Raw genomic sequence first — 19,123 nt, 5'->3', positions numbered from 1 at the left:
ACCACTCGCCCGGTAGCCCAGCGAGACTGAAACGGTAGGAAGTTCATGTTCGGCAAGCGTACAACATTTGGTGGCAACACCCCCGGCGTCGGCGAAGCGGTCCGTCCGCAGTCCAGTCCTTCCCGGACCGAAAAAGCCGAACCCGCTCGCCGTGCCAGCGACAGCGATTCCTCTGCCGCCCGTCTGCGCCAGTCCGACGAAGTTGTCGATGTGCGCTCGCCTGCCGATGCGCAGCGCGACAAGGAATATTTCCAGACCAAGTCGGCGATTTTCAACGCGCTGATCGATTCCATCGATCTCAGCCAGCTCGCCACCATGGACCTGGACGCAGCGCGCGAGGAAATCCGCGATATCGTCGCCGAAATCATCGCGCTCAAATCCATCATCATGTCGATCTCCGAGCAGGAAGACCTGCTCGAAGACATCTGCAACGACGTGCTCGGCTATGGCCCGCTTGAACCGCTGCTGGCGCGCGACGACATCTCCGACATCATGGTGAATGGCAGCCAGAAGTGCTATATCGAAGTCGCCGGCCGGGTGAAGCTCACCAATGTGCGCTTCCGCGACGACGCGCACCTGATGAATGTCTGCCAGCGCATCGTGTCCCAGGTCGGCCGCCGCGTCGATGAAAGCTCCCCCATCTGCGACGCCCGCCTTCCTGACGGCTCCCGCGTCAACGTCATTGCCCCGCCATTGGCCATCGATGGTGCCGCGCTCACCATTCGTAAGTTCAAGAAGGACAAGCTGACGCTGCAGCAGCTGGTCAAATACGGCTCGATTTCGCCCGAAGGCGCCGAAGTGCTGCGCATTCTTGGCCGCGTCCGCGCCAATGTGCTGATCTCTGGCGGTACCGGTTCGGGCAAGACTACTCTGCTCAACTGCCTCACCGCCTTTATCGAAAAAGACGAACGCGTCATCACCTGCGAAGACTCCGCCGAACTCCAGCTTCAGCAACCCCACGTGGTGCGTCTCGAAACCCGCCCGCCCAATCTCGAGGGCGAAGGCGAGATCACCATGCGCGATCTGATCAAGAACTGCCTGCGTATGCGTCCCGAACGCATCATCGTTGGCGAAGTCCGCGGCCCGGAATCGTTCGATCTGCTCCAGGCCATGAACACCGGCCACGATGGCTCCATGGGCACGCTGCACGCCAACAGCCCGCGCGAAGCTCTGTCGCGTCTGGAATCGATGATCACCATGGGCGGCTATTCACTGCCCAGCCGCACCATCCGTGAAATGATCACCTCGTCGATCGACGTGGTGGTACAGGCCGCCCGCCTGCGCGATGGTTCGCGCCGCATCACCCACATCACCGAAGTGCTGGGCATGGAAGGCGACGTCATCGTCACTCAGGACGTGTTCCTCTACGATATCCTGGGCGAAGACCAGAGCGGCATGCTGATGGGCCGCCATCGCTCCACCGGCATCACCAAGCCGCAATTTTCCGAACGCGCCAAGTATTTCAACGAAGAAGCCAACCTGGTCGAGGCGCTCGAAAAGTCCAACGTCGAGCAGCGCGAACTCCTGGATTCCTGATCCCATGCAGACCATTCTTTTCGCCCTTCTCGCCATGATCTGCGTCGGTGCTGCCGGTATTGCCCTGGTGCCGTCGGTGCTGGGCAATGATCGCGCGGACAAGCGGCGCAAGGCGCTGCAGGGCGACATGCGCGTCAATCGCCAGGAAACTGCGGCGCTCAAGGATCGCAATCAGCGCCGCAAATCGGTGCAGAGCGCCATCAAGGCGCAAAGCGATGCGCTGGAGCGCAAGCAGCGCCGCGTCCCGCTCAAGGCCCGGCTGTTTCAGGCCGGCATGACCATCAAGCCCGCCGCCTTTGTTCGCAACAGCATCATTCTGGGGGCGGTCGCCTTCGTCATCCTGGTGATCGTGCAGGTGCAGTTCCTGTTCGCCATCCCGATCGCCGTAGCCATCGCCTATCTGGCACCGGCCTGGTGGGTGAAGCGCAAGAAAAAGAAGTATCAGGAAAAGTATCTGGACGAATTGCCCAACGCTGTCGAAGCCATCGTGCGTGGCGTCAAGACTGGCCTGCCGCTCAACGACAGCATCCGCGTCGTCGCCAAGGATGCCAAGGACCCGGTAAAGTCCGAGTTCGCCCGAATTCTGGATCAGCAGGCGTTCGGCATGACCATGACCGAGTCGGTGGGCGTGCTGCTCGATCGTGTGCCGCTATCCGAGGTCAACTTCTTTGTCGTCGTTATCACCGTGCAGCAACAGGCGGGCGGCAATCTCAGCGAAGCGCTGGGGAACCTGGCCCGGGTGCTGCGCAACCGCAAGAAGATGAAGCAGAAGGTCAAGGCCATGTCGGCCGAAGCCAACGCTTCCGCCTATATCATCGGCTCGCTGCCCTTCGTCGTCGGCGGCCTCGTCACGCTAGTGTCGCCGCACTATTTGTTGCCGTTCATCCTCAATCCGGTGGGGCACATCTGGGCCGGCATTGCGGTGTTTATGCTGGCAATGGGTGTGTTCGTGCTGAACCGCATGATCCAGTTCGACTTTTAAGGAGGCTGGCATGGATATCGTCGCACTCTTGAGCAGTCGCGAATTTCTGATTTCGGTGCTGGCTGCCGTCTCTGCCGGCGCCGTGGTGTTCACCTTCGGCTCGTCCTTTATTGTCAAGTCGGAGATGAAGTCGCGGATCAAGCGCGTTGCCCTGGAGCGCGAAAAAATGCGCGCCGAGGAAATGGCGCGACTGCGCGGCAATACCACCCTGGACTCGCGCGGCAGCATCCGCCGCAACGAAGAAACCAAGAACTATATGAAGAACGTCGTGCAGCGCTTCTCGCTGGAGAAGGCGTTTCTCGATGAAGGCACCGTCGACAAACTGGCCATGGCCGGGTTTCGCGGGCAGGGGCATCTGACCACGTTCCTGTTCATGCGCTTTGCCACCCCGGTCGGCATTTTCGTATTGGTTTCCCTGTACCTGATTTTCGTCATGTACCCCGATAAACCGCTGTTCCTTAATCTGCTCTATGCCATCGCCGCAGCCATCATTGCCTCGTTCCTGCCCAATGTCCTGCTCAAGAACGCCACCGTCAAACGCCAGGCGTCGATCCGCAAGGCCTGGCCAGATTGCCTCGATCTGATGCTGCTTTGCGTTGAAGCGGGCATGTCGATGGAACACGCCTTCAAGCGCGTCGCCAAGGAAATCGGCCAGCAAAGTGTTGCCCTGGCCGAGGAGTTGACCCTGACCACGGCCGAACTGTCGTTTCTCGATGAACGTAGCCGCGCCTATGAAAACCTCGGCCGCCGCACCGGGCTCGACAATGTCAAATCGGTGATGACGGCGCTGATCCAGGCTGATCGTTACGGCACGTCGGTGGGTCAGGCGCTGCGCGTCATGGCCGAAGAAGGCCGCGAACAGCGCATGATGGAGGCTGAAAAGAAGGCCGCTTCGCTGCCCCCGAAAATGACCGTACCGCTGATCCTGTTCTTCCTGCCGGTGCTGTTCATTGTCATCATGGCCCCTGCCATCATCACCGCCTTCTCCCAGACGGTGAAGTCGTTCTAGTGCATGATAGTGCCTGGATTATTGCAGCCACCGAAAGCATAATCGTTAAGTCGGCAGACGCCTCCGCTGCAGTGACAGCCATAGGCGTTGTAGTCATTGGCGCAGTAATAGGCCCCGTCGGGAACCCCATGGCTGCACATGGTCTGCCGATGGCTTTGCCCGCCACCTGAACTCGGCGCATGCTGGGTGGGCGCCGGCGCCGGAACGCTCTTGATCAGCGCCGCCACCGGCACGCCTTTGATCTGTGGCGCGGTAGATTGATAGTCCATATCGAACCGCGCCAGCGCATCTTCCGCATCATTGATCGCCATGGCGCCGGTTCCGGCGACGCCGGACACTGCTGAATTGAACAATGCCTTGGCCAGGGCGCCCGGGCCCGTCAGCGCATAGACGTTTTTGGCCAGGTTCTGCCCAAAATCCAGCACCTTGGCCGCACTTGGATCGTCGCTGGCTTTGAGGAAGCTATCCAGCAGCTTGGCCTTGGAAATCAGATCACGCGCCACTTTGGGCAGCATATTGTCCGGCTTGAACGCCTGGTCGAAACTGTCGCCAATCAACTGGTCCCGATAGTCGGGCGGCATGTTGGCCTGCAAGTTCTCCTGGGCGGCACGCACCATGGCCCGGCACTGGGCCAACAGGCCCGCCTGATCATTATGGGCGCAGGCGCTAAGCTCGACTTCGGCTGCACAGGCCGCCGGCCAATCCAAAGCCACACATTGTACCCGCACCCGATTATAGCGAATTTCGCTGGGCGTCAGATTGCGCTCGCAGGTCGACGCCTTGGTCCGCAAATCCCGCAGGTAAGCGCTGTACTGTTGGGAAAATGCGTCGCATTGGGCGTAATCCGTCGGCGATACCGGTAGCAGCGGCGCCTGCTGCGCGTAGCTTGCCGACCACGCCATCGCGGTCAGCGCCAAAACTGCCGCCAAAACCCTGATCAGTTTACGCAAAACGAAGCCTGTACTTTGCAGGTGCTGCGGGAGCTTTGTTTCGAGCATTGTTCCAGCCCATCGGCTTCTGCCGCCGCTTTGGTGCTGAATATTTTCGACCACGCTTCATCGCTGTCCGACATGGCCAGTGCCATGCATGACCCCAGGGGAACCGAGAACTCCACCGCGCACTTTTTCGCGCCCTCGGTCGATTTGCAAGTGCCGATCAACTCGTCTTCGGCGGCCTTTCGGTTCTGGGCAGTGATATTGCGCCAGATGCGCCATTCGCCCCCGTCCTTGGTGTAATCAACGACCACCCCCCATACCCGCACCGCCTGGATGGTCGAGAGCCGGGCCAGCAGCGGATAGCTGATATTTGGATTGGGCAGGCTGAAGCCATGGGCAAACACCGCCAGCTGACTGATGGTGATCGATCCGGCGGTGCCATCGGCCGTACCAACATCGTATCCAAGCAGATTGAGCTTTTTCTGCACCGCGACCATTTCGTCATGAGCCCTGGCCGCAATCGTTTTGGCCAGTTCCGCATGGTCGGCATCGCTTGCCACCATAGCTGGTGCCAGGCCCTTCGGGGTGGCGATCAGTGTCGAAGCACCGTGCTCGATCAGCAGTTGCGCGATCTCGTCCGAGCCGGTCAGCGCCGCGAAGTGCAGCGCCGTATAGCCTTCATTGGTCACGGCCCGGACCTCGGCGCCTTTGTCGAGCAGCAGTTGAACAATATCGCCCCGGGCAATCAGCGCCGCATGCATCAGTGCCGTCCAGCCATTGGCGTCGTGGTCTGCTGAATAGGTAGGATTGACGCTGAGCCCCATGCGGACGCCCTCGATGTCGCCCGCATCCACAACACCAAGAAAATCTGCGAACGTCGCATGGGTTGCCGCTGCCTCTACGGGCGGAAACTTTTCCGGCGCAAACTGCGCCACTTCCGCCTTGATCTTGCTCACGTCTGCCGGGTCAAGACCCACGAACGGATCGCTGGTGGGCGTCTGCCCGAAGCGCACCCCGAGTGCAAAATAATATGCGGCAAGGATCGGCGATTTCGGCAGGATGTCGCCCGCAGCATAGGCCTTGGCAATTTCCAGCATGGCCTTGCCATCGCCAAGCTGCGCCGCACTCAGCCACAGCGTGATCGCCACTTCCTTCTGCCCGGCATCCGCCGCCCGCAGCCCGTCATAATAGTCCACCGGACGGGCGGGGTTCTTCAAGGCAAAGTCGACCGCATCGATCGGGACAGTCTGCGCCCATGTGGTGATTGGAAAAAAAGTCGTCAGCAGCGTCAACGCCACGGCAATAAAACGGAAAATTTCGTCAGCCCCCCATTAGGGCCAGCACGTCTTATTAAACCGGTGATGTCAATCAGTGCGACAGTGCGGGGAACAGAAGTGATGCAGGATTACTGCGCCTTGGCGACAGTATCCCAGCGGTTCTGTTGGGTCAGGAGCGATTTTACATAGGCCATGTTGGCCTCGACCTGATCGGGCGGCAGCTCGGCTGCATAGATCGCCCGGCATTCGTCAAACCGCCCCTGCAGCCCCAGGATCAGGGCCAGGTTCTGCCGGATCTGGCTGGTGGCGCCATACATGCCCACCGCCTTGCGCAAATGCTGCTCGGCCGAACCCAGATCATTGGTCATGGCAAAGGACAGCCCGAAATTGGCCTCGATCGAAGCCTCGCCGGGCGCGATCACCGATGCCTGAGCATAGAGCTGGCGCGCTTCCGGATTACGGCCCATTTGATCCAGGATTGCTCCCTTGACCGAGAGCGCATTCCAGTCCGGCGCATCCGGACGGATAGCATTGTCGATCACCGACAGCGCCTGTTCAAACCGCCCGCCCGCTGTCAGCGCCTTGGCATAGGCCACGCTGATATCGACGTCGTTCTTGTAATAGCCCATGCCCTGTTCGAGCACCGCGATGGCCTGGTCGCTCTGGCCCTGGGCCCGCAGCGCTGCGGCGAAATAAATGATCAGGCCCTTGTCGCGGGGATTGGCTTTGTAACGCGCCTGCAGCGTCGCCAGATTGGCTTCCGCCGCGCTGCGTGACATTCCGGAGAAATCGGGTGAGGGCATGCTGGTATTGTTCATGGCGCAGCCCGACAGGATGAACGCCGAAACGCCTGCCAGCAACAAAGCGCGAATGGGCCGGGAAAACTGCGAAACCAGCAGCACGATCGGATGACCTCTCTGGCGCCAAACCGCGCCGAACCTGGTCAATTCAATAAATCATTAACCCTAACAGCGCGTTAAAGTGACACTTTAAGCCGATTGCGGCGGTCTCCATGCCGGCGTACACATTGCTGGCGCAACCCGAGTAATCGTCAATGCCCAAGTCCCGCACCGTCCCTCTGATTTTTGTCGAAGAGGGTACTGTTGCCTCCAGTGGATTGACCGAAGCCCAGTTGCGCTGGGCCAGCCACAATCGCTTTACCGGCCAGCACGGGCGGCTTCTGCCCGTCCCCGGAGCCGATGGCGCGCTGACCGCCTATCTGTTCGGCATTGGCGATGCTGCCGACCGCCCCATCATGATGGCCGGGCTGGCCGCCGCCAACCTGCCCCAGGGGAGTTACCGTCTCGAAGGCGCCTATGGCGATCCGACCATGGCCGCGATTGCCTTCCGTCTCGGGGCCTATCGCTTCGATCGCTACAAGAAGGGCAAGGGTGGGGCGCCGGTTCTGGCCGGGCCGGGTCGGGCCGATACTGCCGAAGTGGCCCGCCTGACCGATGCGGCCTATCTCGCTCGTGACCTGATCAATACCCCCGCCAACGACCTCGGCCCCGACGCCTTCGAGCGCGAAATCCGCGCCTTCGCCACCCGCCACAAGATGAAGCTCAAGGCCATTGTCGGCGACGATCTGCTCAAGGCCAATTTTCCGCTGATCCACGCGGTCGGCCGCGCCAGCGCCCAGCCGCCGCGCCTGCTCGATCTGAGCTGGGGCAACGTGCGCCATCCCAAGGTCACGCTGGTTGGCAAGGGCGTCACCTTCGATACCGGGGGCCTCGACATCAAGCCTTCGGCGGGCATGCTGCTGATGAAAAAGGATATGGGCGGCGCCGCCAATGTGCTGGGTCTGGCTCATGCCATCATCGATGCGGGCCTGAAGCTGCGCCTGCGCGTGCTGATCCCGGTGGTGGAAAACTCTATCGCCGGCGCTGCCTTCCGCCCCGGCGATATCCTGCCGTCGCGCCGTGGCCTCACCGTTGAAATCGGCAATACCGATGCCGAAGGCCGGCTGATCCTGGCCGATGCTCTGGCGCTCGCCGATGAGGAAAGCCCCGAGCTGCTGCTCGACATGGCGACCCTGACCGGTGCCGCCCGCGTTGCCCTCGGTCCCGAATTGCCGCCGCTTTATTCTACCGACGATAAACTGGCGCGCGACCTGATGGCAGCCGGCCTGCTCGCCGATGACCCGCTCTGGCAGATGCCGCTATGGGCCCCCTATGACGCAATGATGAACTCCAAGATCGCCGATGTGAACAATGCCGGCGCCGGCGGCTTTGCCGGCTCGATCACCGCCGCCATGTTCCTCAAGCGTTTCGTGCTCCAGGCCACTGCCTGGGTCCACCTGGATATTTACGGCTGGGCTCCCGAGGCCCGTGCCGGCCGACAGTTCGGCGGCACCGACCAGGGCATCCGGGCAGTTTATGGGGTGCTTAAACAGCGCTATCCGGCAGCGTGAGTATTCGAAGGTCCCCTTCTCTCCTTGAGGGAGAAGGTGGCGCGCAGCGCCGGATGAGTGGTTTCTCACCCGCATTGTTGCCTGCGGAAACAACCCCTCACCCTGATTTCCTGCTGAACGCAGAAAATCTGTCCCTCTCCCTCAAGGGGAGAGGGCGAAGCTCGATGGCTCAATACCCCCGCGCCCGATCCACCACATTGATCAGCGGCTTGCCCGCCTCATGGTTCTTGATGATGCTGGAGAAATACACCACCCCGGTGCGTTCGCTGGAAATCGCCGCGATATGTGGGGTGACATAGCAATTCTCGATGGCCCAGAGCGGGCTGTCCTGGGGCAGCGGCTCCACCTGAAACACATCAAGGCTTGCCGCCCCCAGCGTGCCATCACCCAGCGCCCGGGCAATATCGGCTTCGCTCTGATGCCCGCCCCGCGCCGCATTGACAATCACCGGGCCGCCATCGAGCACGCCGCGCCGCAGCTTGCCGAACGTCTGATAGTTCAAGATACCTGCCGTATCCGGCGTCAGCGGCAACAGGTTGACCAGAATATCGGTCCCGCTGAGAAACGGCTCGAACCCAGCATCGCCCGAAAATCCTTCGATCCCGTCCATCTGCTTGGGTGTCCGGCTCCAGCTTCGCAGCGTAAAGCCCAACGGCAGCAGGCGCTTGGCCGCATCCTGGCCCAAAACGCCCATGCCCATGATGCCTACCGTCGTCTGCCCCGCCGCCGGCGGATATAGCTGGCTCCAGCGTTTCGCCTTCTGATCAGCCCGAAACCGCGTATAGAGCCGGTGATGCATGGTGACATGGGCCACCACATAATCGCTCATCCGCTGGCTGAGGTCGTCGTCGACAAAGCGCACGATCGGCGCGTCGGGCAGGTTGGGGTGGCGCAGCAGCGCATCGACCCCGGCGCCCAGCGACAGCACCGCCTTCAGATTGCTCAGCCCATCGAACGCCTCGGGCTTGGGTTTCCACACGAAGATATAACGGATATCGGCCGGATCGTAGGCATCGCCGCGCCGGACTACGGGGTAGGGCGCCAACGCCTCGGCCAGCCGCGTGCCCCAACTGGCTTCATCGACGTCAGACAGGTGCAAAAGCAGCATGGTGTTTCCCCTCAGGCTAAACAAAAAGCCGCACCCAGGGGCGCGGCTTTGAAAACGTCCGGATCAGGCCGGCATTACTTCGTCGTGGTCACCGGTGTGGCTGCAGGTGCAGCGGCGTCGGTGGCGGCAGGTGCGGTAGTCGCTGCGCCAGCGGCAGGCGCTGCTACCGGGGTGGCAGCTGGCGTGGTGGCCGCAGCGGCCGGAGTAGCAGCCGGCGTGGTGGCAGCAGCAGGCGCCGCGGCAGCAGCTGCATCAGGCGCCGGGAACGGCACTGGGGCATCGGACAGGGTCTGTAGATAGGCCAGAATATCGGCGCGCTCTGCTGGGTCCTTGACGCCGGGGAAATTCATCTTGGTGCCCGGGGTATAAGTCTTTGGCGAGGTCAGGAACGCATTGAGGCGCTCATAGGTCCAGTTTTCGCCCTTGGTCTTGTGCTCTGTCATTCCTTCCGAATACTGGAAGCCTTCGTGGCTGGCCGGCATGCGATCGACAACGCCATAGAGCAGCGGGCCGGTCTTGTTGCCCTCGCCCTTGCCGAAGTTATGGCAGGACTGGCATTTTTTTACGTCGGCCTGGCCCTTGGTGGCATCGGCGCTGGCCAGCAGCACTGCCAGCGGCACTTCGGCCTTGGCCGGTGCGGCGCCGGCATCGGCCACTGCTACCGGTTCGGGCAGGGCATAGCCCGGACCACGATCCTCAAGCGGCTTGTAAACGGACTCGGCGACAATGCCGACACCCATGACGAACAACAGGGTGCCGAGAACGGCGCCAATGATCTTGTTTAGCTCGAACGAATCCATTTGGTCTCTCTGCCAGTCAACCCCAGCGCCCATCTAGAGGGAACCCGACAAACTTTCGATTCTCAATGAGAAAATCGCCTCAACAGCGGGTGCCGAACGCGCGCGGAAGATAGTATCAAGGCTCTGCCCGTGCAACAGCCCATTGCGCACTGCGACAATTCCCCGCCGCGCCCGGATTTGTTTGGAGCCGCCCGGCTGAATTGACTCCGTTTCCAGAGCGGTTCAAAAGCCTGCCACACGTTTTCGGAAAAGCCAGATGTCCCAGAAAATCGCCTTCCAGGGTGAGCCCGGCGCCTTCAGCCACGCCGCCGCCAGCCGCATGTTCCCCCAAGGCGAGCCGCTGGGCTGCGTCACCTTCGAGGAAACCATTGCTGCGGTGCAAACCGGCAAGGCCGCCTTTGGCGTCGTTCCGGTGGAAAATTCGCTCTATGGCCGTATCACCGATATCCATCACCTGCTGCCCGAAAGCGGCCTGTTCATCACCGGCGAGACCTATCTGCGCGTCGAAATGACCCTCCTGGGTGTCCCCGGTGCCACGCTGGAAGACATCAAGGCGGTGCAGTCGCTTTCGGTGGCGCTGGGCCAGTGCCGCAAATTCATCGCCAGGCACAAGTTCCGCACCATCAACGCCGTCGACACTGCCGGCTCCGCCCGCGAAGTCTCGCAGAAAGCCGACAAATCGGTCGCCGCCATCGCCTCGCGCTTTGCCGGTGAGCTTTACGGCCTCAATGTTCTGGCTGAAAACATCGAAGACGCCTCGCACAACACCACCCGCTTTCTGGTGCTCTCGCCCCAGCAGGACGAAGCTCCACAGGGCGGCAGGGTCAAGACCACGTTCGTCTTCCGCGTCCGCAACGTCCCCGCCGCGCTCTACAAGGCGATGGGCGGCTTTGCCACCAACGGCGTCAACATGACCAAGCTGGAAAGCTACATGGTCGGTGGTGCCTTCACCGCCACCCAGTTTTATGCCGATATCGAAGGCCATCCCTCCGATCCCGGCGTCCAGCACGCTTTCGACGAACTGAAATTTTTTACGGACTATTTCAAGGTGCTCGGTGTTTATCCGGCATCGGATAATAAATAAGGACGCATCCATGGGCGACCGCATCAAACTCACGTCCAGTGACGGCTTCACTTTCAACGCCTATCGCACTACGCCTGCTGGCAAGCCCAAAGGCGCGGTGGTGGTGATCCAGGAGGTCTGGGGCCTCAATAACTTCGTCCGCGCCGAAGTCGATCGCTACGCCACCGAAGGCTATGTTGCCATCGCCCCGGCGCTGTTTGATCGTGTTGAACTGGGTTACGAAAGCCAGGATTACGGCCCCACCGGCTTCGCTCATATTGGTGAGCTGATGCAAAATTTCAGCCACGACACCGCTCGCCTCGATGTAGAAGCGGCTGTCAAAGCCGTTGCTGATGTCGGTAAGGTTGGCATAACCGGCTATTGCTTTGGCGGCGCCACCGCCTGGCGCGCCGCCCATTTTGGCCTCGGCCTCGCGGCGGCGTCCGGCTATTACGGTGGCGGCGTGCCCAGCTATATCGGCCTCGCTCCCACCATGCCGCTCGAAATGCACTATGGTGACAACGACAAGGGCATTCCGCTCGAACAGATCAACGAGTTGCGTGCGGCCCACCCGGATCTGCCGATCTACGTCTATCCGGCCGGCCACGGTTTCTGCAATTTCGAGCGTCCCGAAAACTACAATGCCGAAGCGGCCAAACTGGCCAATCAGCGCACGCTAGCCTTCTTTGCCAAGCACCTTGCCTGATCCGCTCTCTTTGGAGCAGCACTTCGCGCTGATCGAGGCCGAACACCATCACAGCCTCGCAGCGCCCCTCTCGGCGCGTCGGGCGCTGCTGGTGGCGATACTGCTCGATCACTATCCCGATCGCGTCTTTGCCGCGCATCGCCACCAGCCCGATCAGGTGTTCGGCGTCGAGGACATGTTGGCTTATCGTGCCGAACTGGGGCGCCGCTCGCCCGCCATGGCCGCTATTTTCGCCCTCGGCTCGGGCAACGCCACCCTCCGCATCGAAGCGGTCAAAGTGCCGATCGCTGACTATTCCAGCCTCGGCGTCGAAGACTTCATGGTCAGTCTCTACAATGGCAATAGCGTGCAGCGGGTCATGCTTTACACGCCCGGTCACGAACCGCGCCTCGCCCATGACGTCCTCAGCGAAGCCATCGCCTTCTGGCGGGCCTAAAGCACCAGCAGGCACAGCACCACACCGCCCCAGATCGTCAGTTTCAGATGGGTGTGCTGGGCGCCCTCATAACCCGCCCAGTAATGCACCCACTGCCCGCCCACCAGAAACGCCGACCAGATCAGGGTGAACCCCAGAACGCCGAGCGTCGCCACCACTCGCGCCGTCTCCAGCGAACCCAATCCAAACGCTGCCGCCAGCAGCATCAGCGTGCCGATTACCATCAAAACCGCAACCAGGCATTCCGCCGTGACGATGCCGGCAAAGATAGCCTTGTGCAGCCCCGCATGGGTAATCCGGTTGCGCCCCAGCACCGCAAACAGCTCCGGAAATTCTTCCCGCATCTGCGCCATCGCCAGCACCCCGGCCACCATGTCGCCATTGGCCTTGGGTGCCCGCACATTCTCCAGCGCTCCCAGCACCAGCCACAGCGTCGGCATTGCCACCATCGCCACCTGCACCCAGATTGTCATCTGTTCCATCACGCCATCCCGTTTGCATCCAAACCGATTGTGCATGATTTTTCCGTGAGGATAAGCCAGCGCCCCGCGTAGCTCGCATGCGTTGGTTTTCGCCGCCGCTAGCCGCACAAGAGCCCGTGACAACAATGTTGTAACATCGCTGCCGAGATGCTAGATTTTTGAATCTGGAGGCGCGATGCAAAGCACCCTTAAAAAGTTCGGCAATTCATCAGGAGTGATCATTCCCAAGCCGCTGCTGAGTGAACTCGGCGTGCAGGCGGGTGACCAGCTCAATATCAGTGTTATCGACGGCCGACTGGTGATCGAACAGGTCGCCAAGAAGCACCCGCGTGAGGGTTGGGCCGAGGCGGCCAAATTGATCGCCGAAGCAGGCGACGACGAATTTGTCTGGGAAGACTTCGTCGAAGATGCAGACGATGAGTGGGTCTGGTGAAGCGCGGCGAAATATGGCTCGTCTCGCTGGATCCCACGGTTGGCAGCGAAATCCGCAAGACTAGACCATCACTCATCATCTCACCTTTTGATATGAATGAGAGATTGCGTACTGTTGTCATCGTCCCTTTGACATCCAAGTCTCGCCCCGCTCCATTTCGGATCCCGGTCACTTTTGAAAGCCAGCCCGGCCTGATCCTGCTCGATCAGATTCGGACGGTAGCGAAGGAGCGGTTGCGACGGCAGTTGGGGGAGGTCGATCCAATCGTTCTGACGCAGACCTTGGAGACTTTAGCTGCAATGTTCGCACCCTAACTGCCCCCTTGCCATCGCCACAATCCTTGGCCATATACAGCGCCGGGAGGTTGGCGCGGACGTGTTCCTCGCCAACCGGGTCAGGTCCGGAAGGAAGCAGCCCCAACGAGACCTTCACGGGTCGTTGCCAGCCTCCTACTTCTGCCTATGATGCCAGATGGCTCGCGCAGATTCTCCTTACACGGTGACCAAGGGCAGTATGGCTTCGCCTGATACAGCTTCGTCCCCCTATCTGGTACTGGCGCGCAAATATCGCCCGGTGAGCTTTTCGACGCTTATCGGTCAGGATGCCATGGTCCAGACCCTGGGCAATGCCTTCAAGCAGAACCGCATCCACCATGCCTTCATGCTCACCGGCGTGCGCGGCGTCGGCAAGACCACCACGGCGCGCATTCTGGCCCGCGCCTTCAATTATCAGGATGCCACCGGCAAGCACCCGACGCTTGATCTCGACGTCGAAGGCGAGCACTGCCGCGCCATTATCGAAGGGCGCCATGTCGATGTCATTGAAATGGACGCCGCCTCCAATACCGGCATCGACAGCATCCGCGAAATCATCGACTCGGTGAAATACGGCCCGGTCTCGGCGCCCTATAAAGTCTACATCATCGACGAAGTACACATGCTGTCGACGCAAGCTTTCAATGGGCTGCTCAAGACGCTCGAAGAGCCACCGCCCTATGTGAAGTTCATCTTCGCCACCACCGAAATCCGCAAGGTGCCGGTGACTATCCTGTCGCGCTGCCAGCGTTTCGATCTGCGCCGTATCATCCCCGAAGTGATGACCGCCTATCTCGAAAACATCCTGGCGCAGGAGGCGATCGGCTTTGAACCCGAGGCCCTCGCCATGATTGTGCGCGCCGGCGAAGGCTCTGCCCGCGACAATCTTTCGCTGCTCGATCAGGCCATCGCCCATGGCAATGGCCATGTCTCGGCTTTGACCGTCAAAGCCATGCTGGGCCTCGGCGATCGCGCCAAGACCATTGATCTGTTCGAAGAGCTGATGTCGGGCAATATCGGCCAGGCGCTGACCACCATGCGCGAGATGTACGATGCCGGCGCCGATCCGCAGACTTTGGTCTCCGATCTGGCCGATTTCACCCATCTGGTCACCCGCATCAAGGTGGTGCCCGCCGCCGCCGATGATGTGTCGCTGACCCCCGATGAGCGTAAGCGTGGCGCGGACCTCGCCGGTAAGCTGCCGATGCGGGCGCTGACCCGCTGCTGGCAGATACTGTTCAAGGGCTATGATGAAGTCTCCAGGGCCGGCAACGGCTTGCAGGCTGCCGAAATGGTGCTGGTCCGGCTAGCCTACGCCGCCGATCTGCCCAGCCCCGATGAACTGCTGGCCAAACTGTCCAACCAGCCGCTCCAATCCGCGCCGATGCCGCCGCCCCAGCTCAATCGGCCATCGGGCGGTGGCCCGCAGGCCCTGCGCGTCGAGCAGCCGCGCGAGGCGCCCAGCTTTGCCGCGCCCCAACCGTCTGTGCCGCAGGCCTCCGCCAATCCGCAAAATTATGCGCAACTGATCGCGCTCGCTGCCGAAAAGCGCGACATTCTGGTCAAGCTGGCGCTCGAAGCCAACATGCGGCCGATTTCGTTTTCCGCCGGCCGCATCGAAGTGGCGCTCACCGATGGCACCGATCCGGGCATTATCGCCACCCTCTCTGCGCGCCTGCAGCAATGGACCGGCGAGCGCTGGTTGATCACCGTATCGAGCAAGGCCCCCGCCGGCCCCACTGTGCGTCAGTTCCGCGAGCAGCACGAAGAAGCGCAAAAGGCCGAGGCCCACGAAGACCCGCTGGTGCAGGCGATCCTTGAAATGTTTCCCGGATCAACCGTTCGTGTGGTGCCCAAGCTTGAGCAGGTGCCCGTCGAAGCCTATCTCGATGCGATCAAGGATGAAGAGGACGACGAATGAAAGACATCATGGGCATGATGAAGGCCGCCGGCGAAATGAAGGGCAAGATGGAGGCCATGCAGGCCGACCTCGCCAATCTCGTCGTGCTCGGCCAGTCCGCCGGCGGCATGGTCACCGTCACCCTTTCCGGCAAGGGCGACATGCGTGGCCTCAAGATCGATCCGTCGCTGCTCAAGCCCGAAGATGCCGAAATGCTCGAGGACCTGCTGATCGCCGCCCACAACGACGCCAAGGCCAAGGTCGAATACGAAACCCAGGCCAAGATGAGCGAAGTGACGGCGGGATTGCCGCTGCCCCCCGGCATGAAGTTTCCGTTTTAGGCAATTGAGCTGGTCAAGCTCTCGATGTCACCCCGGCGAAGGCCAGGGCCCATCCCGAGATATCAAGATGGATCCCGGCCTTCGCCGGGATGACACCGTGAGTAAAAACGCGGATCGAGCAACAAGGTAGCTAAGTGGCCTCCGGCGGACCCGAAATCGAACAACTGATCCAGCTGCTGGCCCGCCTGCCGGGCCTCGGCCCGCGTTCGGCTCGCCGCGCCGTACTGCAACTGATCAAGAAAAAAGAATCGCTGATGATCCCGCTGTCTGCAGCTTTGGATCGCGCAGTGATCGCCGTCAAAACCTGCGAAGTGTGCGGCAATGTCGATACGCGCAGCCCTTGCGGGATTTGCTCTGATCCGCGTCGCATCGAAAGCGGCATGCTGATCGTGGTTGAGGACGTCGCCGATCTGTGGGCGCTTGAGCGCGCCAGCGTCGGCGCCGTGCGCTATCATGTGCTGGGTGGCGTGCTGTCCCCGCTTGATGGTGTCGGCCCTGACGACATCACCATCGATGCGCTGATCGAACGCGCGCCCACCTTCAAGGAAGTGGTTCTGGCGGTCAACGCCACCGTCGAAGGCCAGACCACCGCCCACTACATCACGGACCGACTGGTAGGCTCTGGCACCAAGGTCACTCGCCTGGCCCATGGTGTGCCAGTGGGCGGTGAACTCGATTACCTCGACGAAGGCACGCTCAGCCAGGCGCTCAAGGCCCGCACCGAAATCTAGTGGGTGCCGCGTTCCGGCTTGAAATCGTCGCCGTCGTCCCATTCGGTTTCGTCGAGCACTTCGAGGTCGTCCTCGACATCTTCTTCGTCCAGCAATTCAAAGGCATCGTCGTCCGGTGACAGCGTCTCGCGATGCTCCAGCGGATCACGATCCAGTGGTGCAGCGAGCCCGGCAAAATCGTCGGTGTCATTGGCATTGTCTTCATCGGTCGATAGCGCACCGATGGCCTTGTCGATTTCCGCCAGCAATGCCGCCGGGTCCTCTCCGCCAAAGTTGCCGCTTTCACGGGCGGCCAGCTCGGCGCGATAGTCCCGCAGCAGCTCCAGCCGTTCTGCAGCCGGGCGATCATCGCCATATAACAGCTCGTCGATTTCGTTCTGGCTGAACGGCTGGGCAATGCCAGCCTGATCCGCCCCATCGTCAAAATTGCTGTCCTGCGACACCACGGCGTCGTGATTGTGGATAGGGCTCATCAAAGCCTCCCTGAGTAAACCTGCTCAGGGAACAACGCCTCAACTGGCGCCCGGTTCGTTCTGCGATCGCGAAAGCTGCAATCCGTCTTAGTGGTCGAGCGACAGGCTACCCACCGCAACCAGGTTCAGCGCCGGGCATTCACCGGCTCCGGCAATGCCGTAACGGGCGCGCAATTCGTCGATCCGCACGCCGATATTGCTCAGCTGCGTGACCAGAAAATCAAACCCACCGCGGCCGTCGCGCGACACGATCCCGGCTTCCACGGCGCGTTCGGCGTAAAGCGCGGCGCCAACAGCGCCCAGCCCGAGCCGTTCACCAACCCATTTGCCAACCATGCGGTCGGTCTTGGCGCGGTTATAGAATTGGCGTTCTTCCAGAAAGAAATACTGGCGCTGCATCGTCTCGGCCGTCTCAAAAACCTGCGTCATCTGCTTTACCCCGTGGCCGCCATGGCCCTGATGCAAGCAGCATGGGCCGGGCAGTTGAAGGGCCTCTCAAGCAATTGGCTAAAATTGTACGGATCGCGTCACGCCGGCCTTACTCAAAGGTGAATTGCATCTGCGAATTCTACCGCAGCTTTGCAGCGATCAGAAAACTCGTTGCAAAATCAATCCTATGAGTACCATGCACAACCCGCTAACTATTGTGGATAACTTCCGCACCCCTTCGGCGACTAGGCCAGGTCCCCCGGCTCATCCTTGCCGACAATCCGCAGGTTTGGCGTTTCGTCAGTGCCGCCGTCCCAGCCCGAAGGCAGAGTGCGGTTGGTCTTGGCGCCCAGTTCGCGCAGCATCTCCACGCGACGCACCACATTGCCCTTGCCGGTGGAAAGTTGCCCCTTCGCTTCGTCAAAGCTCAGCCGAGCCCGGTCGAGATGCGTGTCCAACTTGTCCATGCTCGACAAAAACCCGGCAACCTTCTCGTAGAGCGCCCCGGCGCGTTCGGCGATCTCGTCGGCATTGCGATGGCGCTTTTCGATGTCCCACACATTGCGCACGGTCCGCAGCACGGTCATCAGCGTCGTCGGCGTAGTCAGCATCACGCCCAGGCCCATGCCATATTCCACCAGTTTCGGATCGGCCTGGATCGCAGTGGCCAGCGCTGATTCAATCGGCACGAACATCATCACATAGTCGAGGCTGCTGCGCGCGTGCTTCTGATAGCTCTTCTCGCCCAGCGTGCGGATATGGCCGCGCACCGAGATCAGATGCGCCGCCAGGTGCTGCTCGCGCGTCTCGTCATCGCTGTTGGTATAGGCCTCGAACGCGGTCAGCGACACCTTGGAGTCGATCACCAGCCGGTCGTCATTGGGCATCAGCACTTCCACATCGGTGCGTACCCGCCCACCGGCATCGTCACTGTGGCTCTGCTGGGTGATATACTGCTCGCCCTCGCGCAGCCCCGAACGCTCCAGAATCGTGGCCAGGATCATCTCGCCCCAAGCGCCCTGCGTCTGCGCATTGCCTTTGAGCGCGCGGGTCAGGTTATGTGCCTCGGTGGTGATCTGCAGATTGCTCTCGGCCAGCGCCCGGATCTGCTCGCTCATCGCGGCGCGGTCTTTCAGCAGGCCGGAATGAAACTCGCCGATCTTGTCCTGCAATGGCTTGAGCAGCACATCCACCTGCTCGCGATTCTGCTTGGAAAACGTCTCGCCATGGCTTTTGAGCACATCGCCGGCGATGGCCTTGAACTCGTCAGTCATCTGCTGCCGGGCCTCGGCAAATCGCGCCAGATTGGCCTCGGATTGCTGCCGCTGCTCAATCATCCGCGCCCGCACCGCCGAGAGTTCGGCATAAAGCTCGGCGCTCTTGCTCTTTTCGGCATCCAGCATTTCACTGGCGCGCAACCGCTCGCGCTGTGCCTGCGCATCAAGGTCGCGGATGCGGCTGTCCCGGTCACCGATCTGGTTTTCAAAATTGGCGCGCAACTGTTCCGTCGCCTGCTGCGCCGCCGCATCGGCCCGACGCGCACTGCCGCGAACCGCCCCGATCATCAAGCCAACCAGCAAAAGCCCGATCAGCCCGACGCCGGTCGCAGCGGCGATCATCACGGTAACCGGGAAATCCCCGGCCAAGAAAAGCACATTATCCATGGCGCGCAGTCTAACCGATTCGCGCGTTCCGCAAATGTTCCATGCGCGGGCGCTGTTGACCCGGCCAAGGAAAATACCATATCGAAGGGCTAAC

21 protein-coding genes and 1 other RNA gene are annotated in these 19,123 nt (G+C 61.2%); 13 read left to right on the top strand and 9 right to left on the bottom strand.

Annotation, left to right across the window (positions count from 1 at the left end):
• The first annotated feature begins 45 nt into the window (after positions 1-45).
• From ABIT12_RS08045 to ABIT12_RS08035, 3 genes are read left to right on the top strand one after another with little or no spacing between them, the layout of a single operon-like run.
• Positions 46-1,536 carry a CpaF family protein gene (locus ABIT12_RS08045; RefSeq protein WP_348042289.1) on the top strand — a complete coding sequence of 497 codons (1,491 nt, stop codon included), beginning with the start codon at positions 46-48 and terminating at the stop codon, positions 1,534-1,536.
• Positions 1,537-1,540: 4 nt separating this feature from the next.
• Entirely contained in the window at positions 1,541-2,518 is a 978-nt protein-coding gene (locus ABIT12_RS08040) for a type II secretion system F family protein (RefSeq protein WP_348042288.1), read from the top strand.
• Positions 2,519-2,528: 10 nt separating this feature from the next.
• The gene (locus ABIT12_RS08035) at positions 2,529-3,527 is read left to right on the top strand and encodes a type II secretion system F family protein (RefSeq protein WP_348042287.1); all 999 of its coding nucleotides are present in this window, start codon (positions 2,529-2,531) and stop codon (positions 3,525-3,527) included.
• Here the strand turns inward: ABIT12_RS08035 and ABIT12_RS08030 are convergent.
• The 3 genes from ABIT12_RS08030 to ABIT12_RS08020 all read right to left on the bottom strand — a co-directional run bounded on the left by ABIT12_RS08030 (position 3,524) and on the right by ABIT12_RS08020 (position 6,686).
• Entirely contained in the window at positions 3,524-4,477 is a 954-nt protein-coding gene (locus ABIT12_RS08030; RefSeq protein ID WP_348042286.1) for a hypothetical protein, read from the bottom strand. The two genes, ABIT12_RS08035 and ABIT12_RS08030, sit on opposite strands and share 4 nt — an antisense overlap.
• The gene (locus ABIT12_RS08025; RefSeq protein WP_348042285.1) at positions 4,465-5,760 is read right to left on the bottom strand and encodes an ankyrin repeat domain-containing protein; all 1,296 of its coding nucleotides are present in this window, start codon (positions 5,758-5,760) and stop codon (positions 4,465-4,467) included. The genes ABIT12_RS08030 and ABIT12_RS08025 overlap by 13 nt, the downstream gene beginning before the upstream one ends.
• A gap of 107 nt (positions 5,761-5,867) precedes the next feature.
• A complete protein-coding gene (locus ABIT12_RS08020) occupies positions 5,868-6,686 on the bottom strand; it encodes a tetratricopeptide repeat protein (protein WP_348042284.1) in 819 nt (272 codons plus the stop codon).
• A 107-nt stretch (positions 6,687-6,793) separates the two neighbouring features.
• Here ABIT12_RS08020 and ABIT12_RS08015 point away from each other — a divergent pair, with 107 nt between their 5' ends.
• Complete coding sequence (locus ABIT12_RS08015; RefSeq protein ID WP_348042283.1) at positions 6,794-8,149, top strand: leucyl aminopeptidase family protein; 1,356 nt, start codon at positions 6,794-6,796, stop codon at positions 8,147-8,149.
• 169 nt (positions 8,150-8,318) lie between these two features.
• On the opposite strand, the gene ABIT12_RS08010 is transcribed toward ABIT12_RS08015, so the two are convergent.
• Both ABIT12_RS08010 and ABIT12_RS08005 read right to left on the bottom strand, forming a co-directional pair.
• Positions 8,319-9,257, bottom strand: coding sequence for a glyoxylate/hydroxypyruvate reductase A (locus tag ABIT12_RS08010; RefSeq protein WP_348042282.1), 939 nt, complete (start codon positions 9,255-9,257; stop codon positions 8,319-8,321).
• A gap of 74 nt (positions 9,258-9,331) precedes the next feature.
• Positions 9,332-10,057, bottom strand: a complete 726-nt coding sequence (locus ABIT12_RS08005; protein WP_348042281.1) for a cytochrome c family protein — start codon at positions 10,055-10,057, stop codon at positions 9,332-9,334.
• Positions 10,058-10,313: 256 nt separating this feature from the next.
• Between ABIT12_RS08005 and ABIT12_RS08000 the strand changes: the two genes are divergently transcribed.
• The 3 genes from ABIT12_RS08000 to ABIT12_RS07990 are packed head-to-tail and all read left to right on the top strand — an operon-like array spanning position 10,314 to position 12,262.
• Positions 10,314-11,141 carry a prephenate dehydratase gene (locus tag ABIT12_RS08000; RefSeq protein WP_348042279.1) on the top strand — a complete coding sequence of 276 codons (828 nt, stop codon included), beginning with the start codon at positions 10,314-10,316 and terminating at the stop codon, positions 11,139-11,141.
• Positions 11,142-11,151: 10 nt separating this feature from the next.
• Positions 11,152-11,826 (top strand): dienelactone hydrolase family protein, encoded by a 675-nt coding sequence (locus ABIT12_RS07995; protein WP_348042278.1) that lies wholly within the window; start codon positions 11,152-11,154, stop codon positions 11,824-11,826.
• Complete coding sequence (locus ABIT12_RS07990) at positions 11,819-12,262, top strand: hypothetical protein (protein WP_348042277.1); 444 nt, start codon at positions 11,819-11,821, stop codon at positions 12,260-12,262. Before ABIT12_RS07995 ends, ABIT12_RS07990 begins: the two co-directional genes overlap by 8 nt.
• Here the strand turns inward: ABIT12_RS07990 and ABIT12_RS07985 are convergent.
• Positions 12,259-12,744 carry a DUF2165 family protein gene (locus ABIT12_RS07985; RefSeq protein WP_348042276.1) on the bottom strand — a complete coding sequence of 162 codons (486 nt, stop codon included), beginning with the start codon at positions 12,742-12,744 and terminating at the stop codon, positions 12,259-12,261. The two genes, ABIT12_RS07990 and ABIT12_RS07985, sit on opposite strands and share 4 nt — an antisense overlap.
• A gap of 175 nt (positions 12,745-12,919) precedes the next feature.
• Between ABIT12_RS07985 and ABIT12_RS07980 the strand changes: the two genes are divergently transcribed.
• The 6 genes from ABIT12_RS07980 (at position 12,920) to recR (ending at position 16,463) form a co-directional block, all read left to right on the top strand.
• A complete protein-coding gene (locus ABIT12_RS07980) occupies positions 12,920-13,177 on the top strand; it encodes an AbrB/MazE/SpoVT family DNA-binding domain-containing protein (protein WP_348042275.1) in 258 nt (85 codons plus the stop codon).
• Positions 13,174-13,491 carry a type II toxin-antitoxin system PemK/MazF family toxin gene (locus ABIT12_RS07975; RefSeq protein ID WP_348042274.1) on the top strand — a complete coding sequence of 106 codons (318 nt, stop codon included), beginning with the start codon at positions 13,174-13,176 and terminating at the stop codon, positions 13,489-13,491. Before ABIT12_RS07980 ends, ABIT12_RS07975 begins: the two co-directional genes overlap by 4 nt.
• Before the next feature lie 44 nt (positions 13,492-13,535).
• Positions 13,536-13,631, top strand: an RNA gene (gene ffs / locus ABIT12_RS07970) — signal recognition particle sRNA small type.
• Positions 13,632-13,648: 17 nt separating this feature from the next.
• Entirely contained in the window at positions 13,649-15,412 is a 1,764-nt protein-coding gene (locus ABIT12_RS07965; RefSeq protein WP_348063321.1) for a DNA polymerase III subunit gamma/tau, read from the top strand.
• Positions 15,409-15,732, top strand: coding sequence for a YbaB/EbfC family nucleoid-associated protein (locus tag ABIT12_RS07960; protein WP_348042272.1), 324 nt, complete (start codon positions 15,409-15,411; stop codon positions 15,730-15,732). Before ABIT12_RS07965 ends, ABIT12_RS07960 begins: the two co-directional genes overlap by 4 nt.
• Before the next feature lie 134 nt (positions 15,733-15,866).
• Entirely contained in the window at positions 15,867-16,463 is a 597-nt protein-coding gene (gene recR, locus ABIT12_RS07955) for a recombination mediator RecR (RefSeq protein ID WP_348042271.1), read from the top strand.
• Here recR and ABIT12_RS07950 read toward each other — a convergent pair.
• The 3 genes from ABIT12_RS07950 to ABIT12_RS07940 all read right to left on the bottom strand — a co-directional run bounded on the left by ABIT12_RS07950 (position 16,460) and on the right by ABIT12_RS07940 (position 19,029).
• Positions 16,460-16,936: a hypothetical protein gene (locus ABIT12_RS07950; protein ID WP_348042270.1), complete on the bottom strand. Its 477-nt coding sequence runs from the start codon at positions 16,934-16,936 to the stop codon at positions 16,460-16,462. The two genes, recR and ABIT12_RS07950, sit on opposite strands and share 4 nt — an antisense overlap.
• An 87-nt stretch (positions 16,937-17,023) precedes the next feature.
• Positions 17,024-17,365, bottom strand: a complete 342-nt coding sequence (locus ABIT12_RS07945; protein WP_348042269.1) for an ATPase inhibitor subunit zeta — start codon at positions 17,363-17,365, stop codon at positions 17,024-17,026.
• Positions 17,366-17,610: 245 nt separating this feature from the next.
• Positions 17,611-19,029, bottom strand: coding sequence for a DNA recombination protein RmuC (locus ABIT12_RS07940; protein WP_348042268.1), 1,419 nt, complete (start codon positions 19,027-19,029; stop codon positions 17,611-17,613).
• Positions 19,030-19,123 lie beyond the last annotated feature (94 nt).

The sequence above is a fragment of the Devosia sp. genome (assembly GCF_039927955.1).
Classification (GTDB): Bacteria; Pseudomonadota; Alphaproteobacteria; order Rhizobiales; family Devosiaceae; genus Devosia.
Note: the sequence above shows the minus strand (reverse complement) of the source record. Positions and strands in the feature narration are given on the sequence as shown.

Excerpts from the sequence above, each read along its gene's own strand:
- ABIT12_RS07995 (WP_348042278.1), top strand. The coding sequence starts at position 11,152 with ATGGGCGACCGCATCAAACTCACGTCCAGTGACGGCTTCACTTTCAAC.
- ABIT12_RS08045 (WP_348042289.1), top strand. The coding sequence starts at position 46 with ATGTTCGGCAAGCGTACAACATTTGGTGGCAACACCCCCGGCGTCGGC.
- ABIT12_RS08010 (WP_348042282.1), bottom strand. The coding sequence starts at position 9,257 with ATGCTGCTTTTGCACCTGTCTGACGTCGATGAAGCCAGTTGGGGCACG.
- ABIT12_RS08000 (WP_348042279.1), top strand. The coding sequence starts at position 10,314 with ATGTCCCAGAAAATCGCCTTCCAGGGTGAGCCCGGCGCCTTCAGCCAC.
- ABIT12_RS07960 (WP_348042272.1), top strand. The coding sequence starts at position 15,409 with ATGAAAGACATCATGGGCATGATGAAGGCCGCCGGCGAAATGAAGGGC.
- ABIT12_RS07965 (WP_348063321.1), top strand. The coding sequence starts at position 13,649 with ATGGCTCGCGCAGATTCTCCTTACACGGTGACCAAGGGCAGTATGGCT.
- ABIT12_RS07940 (WP_348042268.1), bottom strand. The coding sequence starts at position 19,029 with ATGGATAATGTGCTTTTCTTGGCCGGGGATTTCCCGGTTACCGTGATG.
- ABIT12_RS07950 (WP_348042270.1), bottom strand. The coding sequence starts at position 16,936 with ATGAGCCCTATCCACAATCACGACGCCGTGGTGTCGCAGGACAGCAAT.
- ABIT12_RS08015 (WP_348042283.1), top strand. The coding sequence starts at position 6,794 with ATGCCCAAGTCCCGCACCGTCCCTCTGATTTTTGTCGAAGAGGGTACT.
- ABIT12_RS07980 (WP_348042275.1), top strand. The coding sequence starts at position 12,920 with ATGCAAAGCACCCTTAAAAAGTTCGGCAATTCATCAGGAGTGATCATT.
- ABIT12_RS08035 (WP_348042287.1), top strand. The coding sequence starts at position 2,529 with ATGGATATCGTCGCACTCTTGAGCAGTCGCGAATTTCTGATTTCGGTG.
- ABIT12_RS08040 (WP_348042288.1), top strand. The coding sequence starts at position 1,541 with ATGCAGACCATTCTTTTCGCCCTTCTCGCCATGATCTGCGTCGGTGCT.
- ABIT12_RS07945 (WP_348042269.1), bottom strand. The coding sequence starts at position 17,365 with ATGACGCAGGTTTTTGAGACGGCCGAGACGATGCAGCGCCAGTATTTC.
- ABIT12_RS07985 (WP_348042276.1), bottom strand. The coding sequence starts at position 12,744 with ATGGAACAGATGACAATCTGGGTGCAGGTGGCGATGGTGGCAATGCCG.
- ABIT12_RS08005 (WP_348042281.1), bottom strand. The coding sequence starts at position 10,057 with ATGGATTCGTTCGAGCTAAACAAGATCATTGGCGCCGTTCTCGGCACC.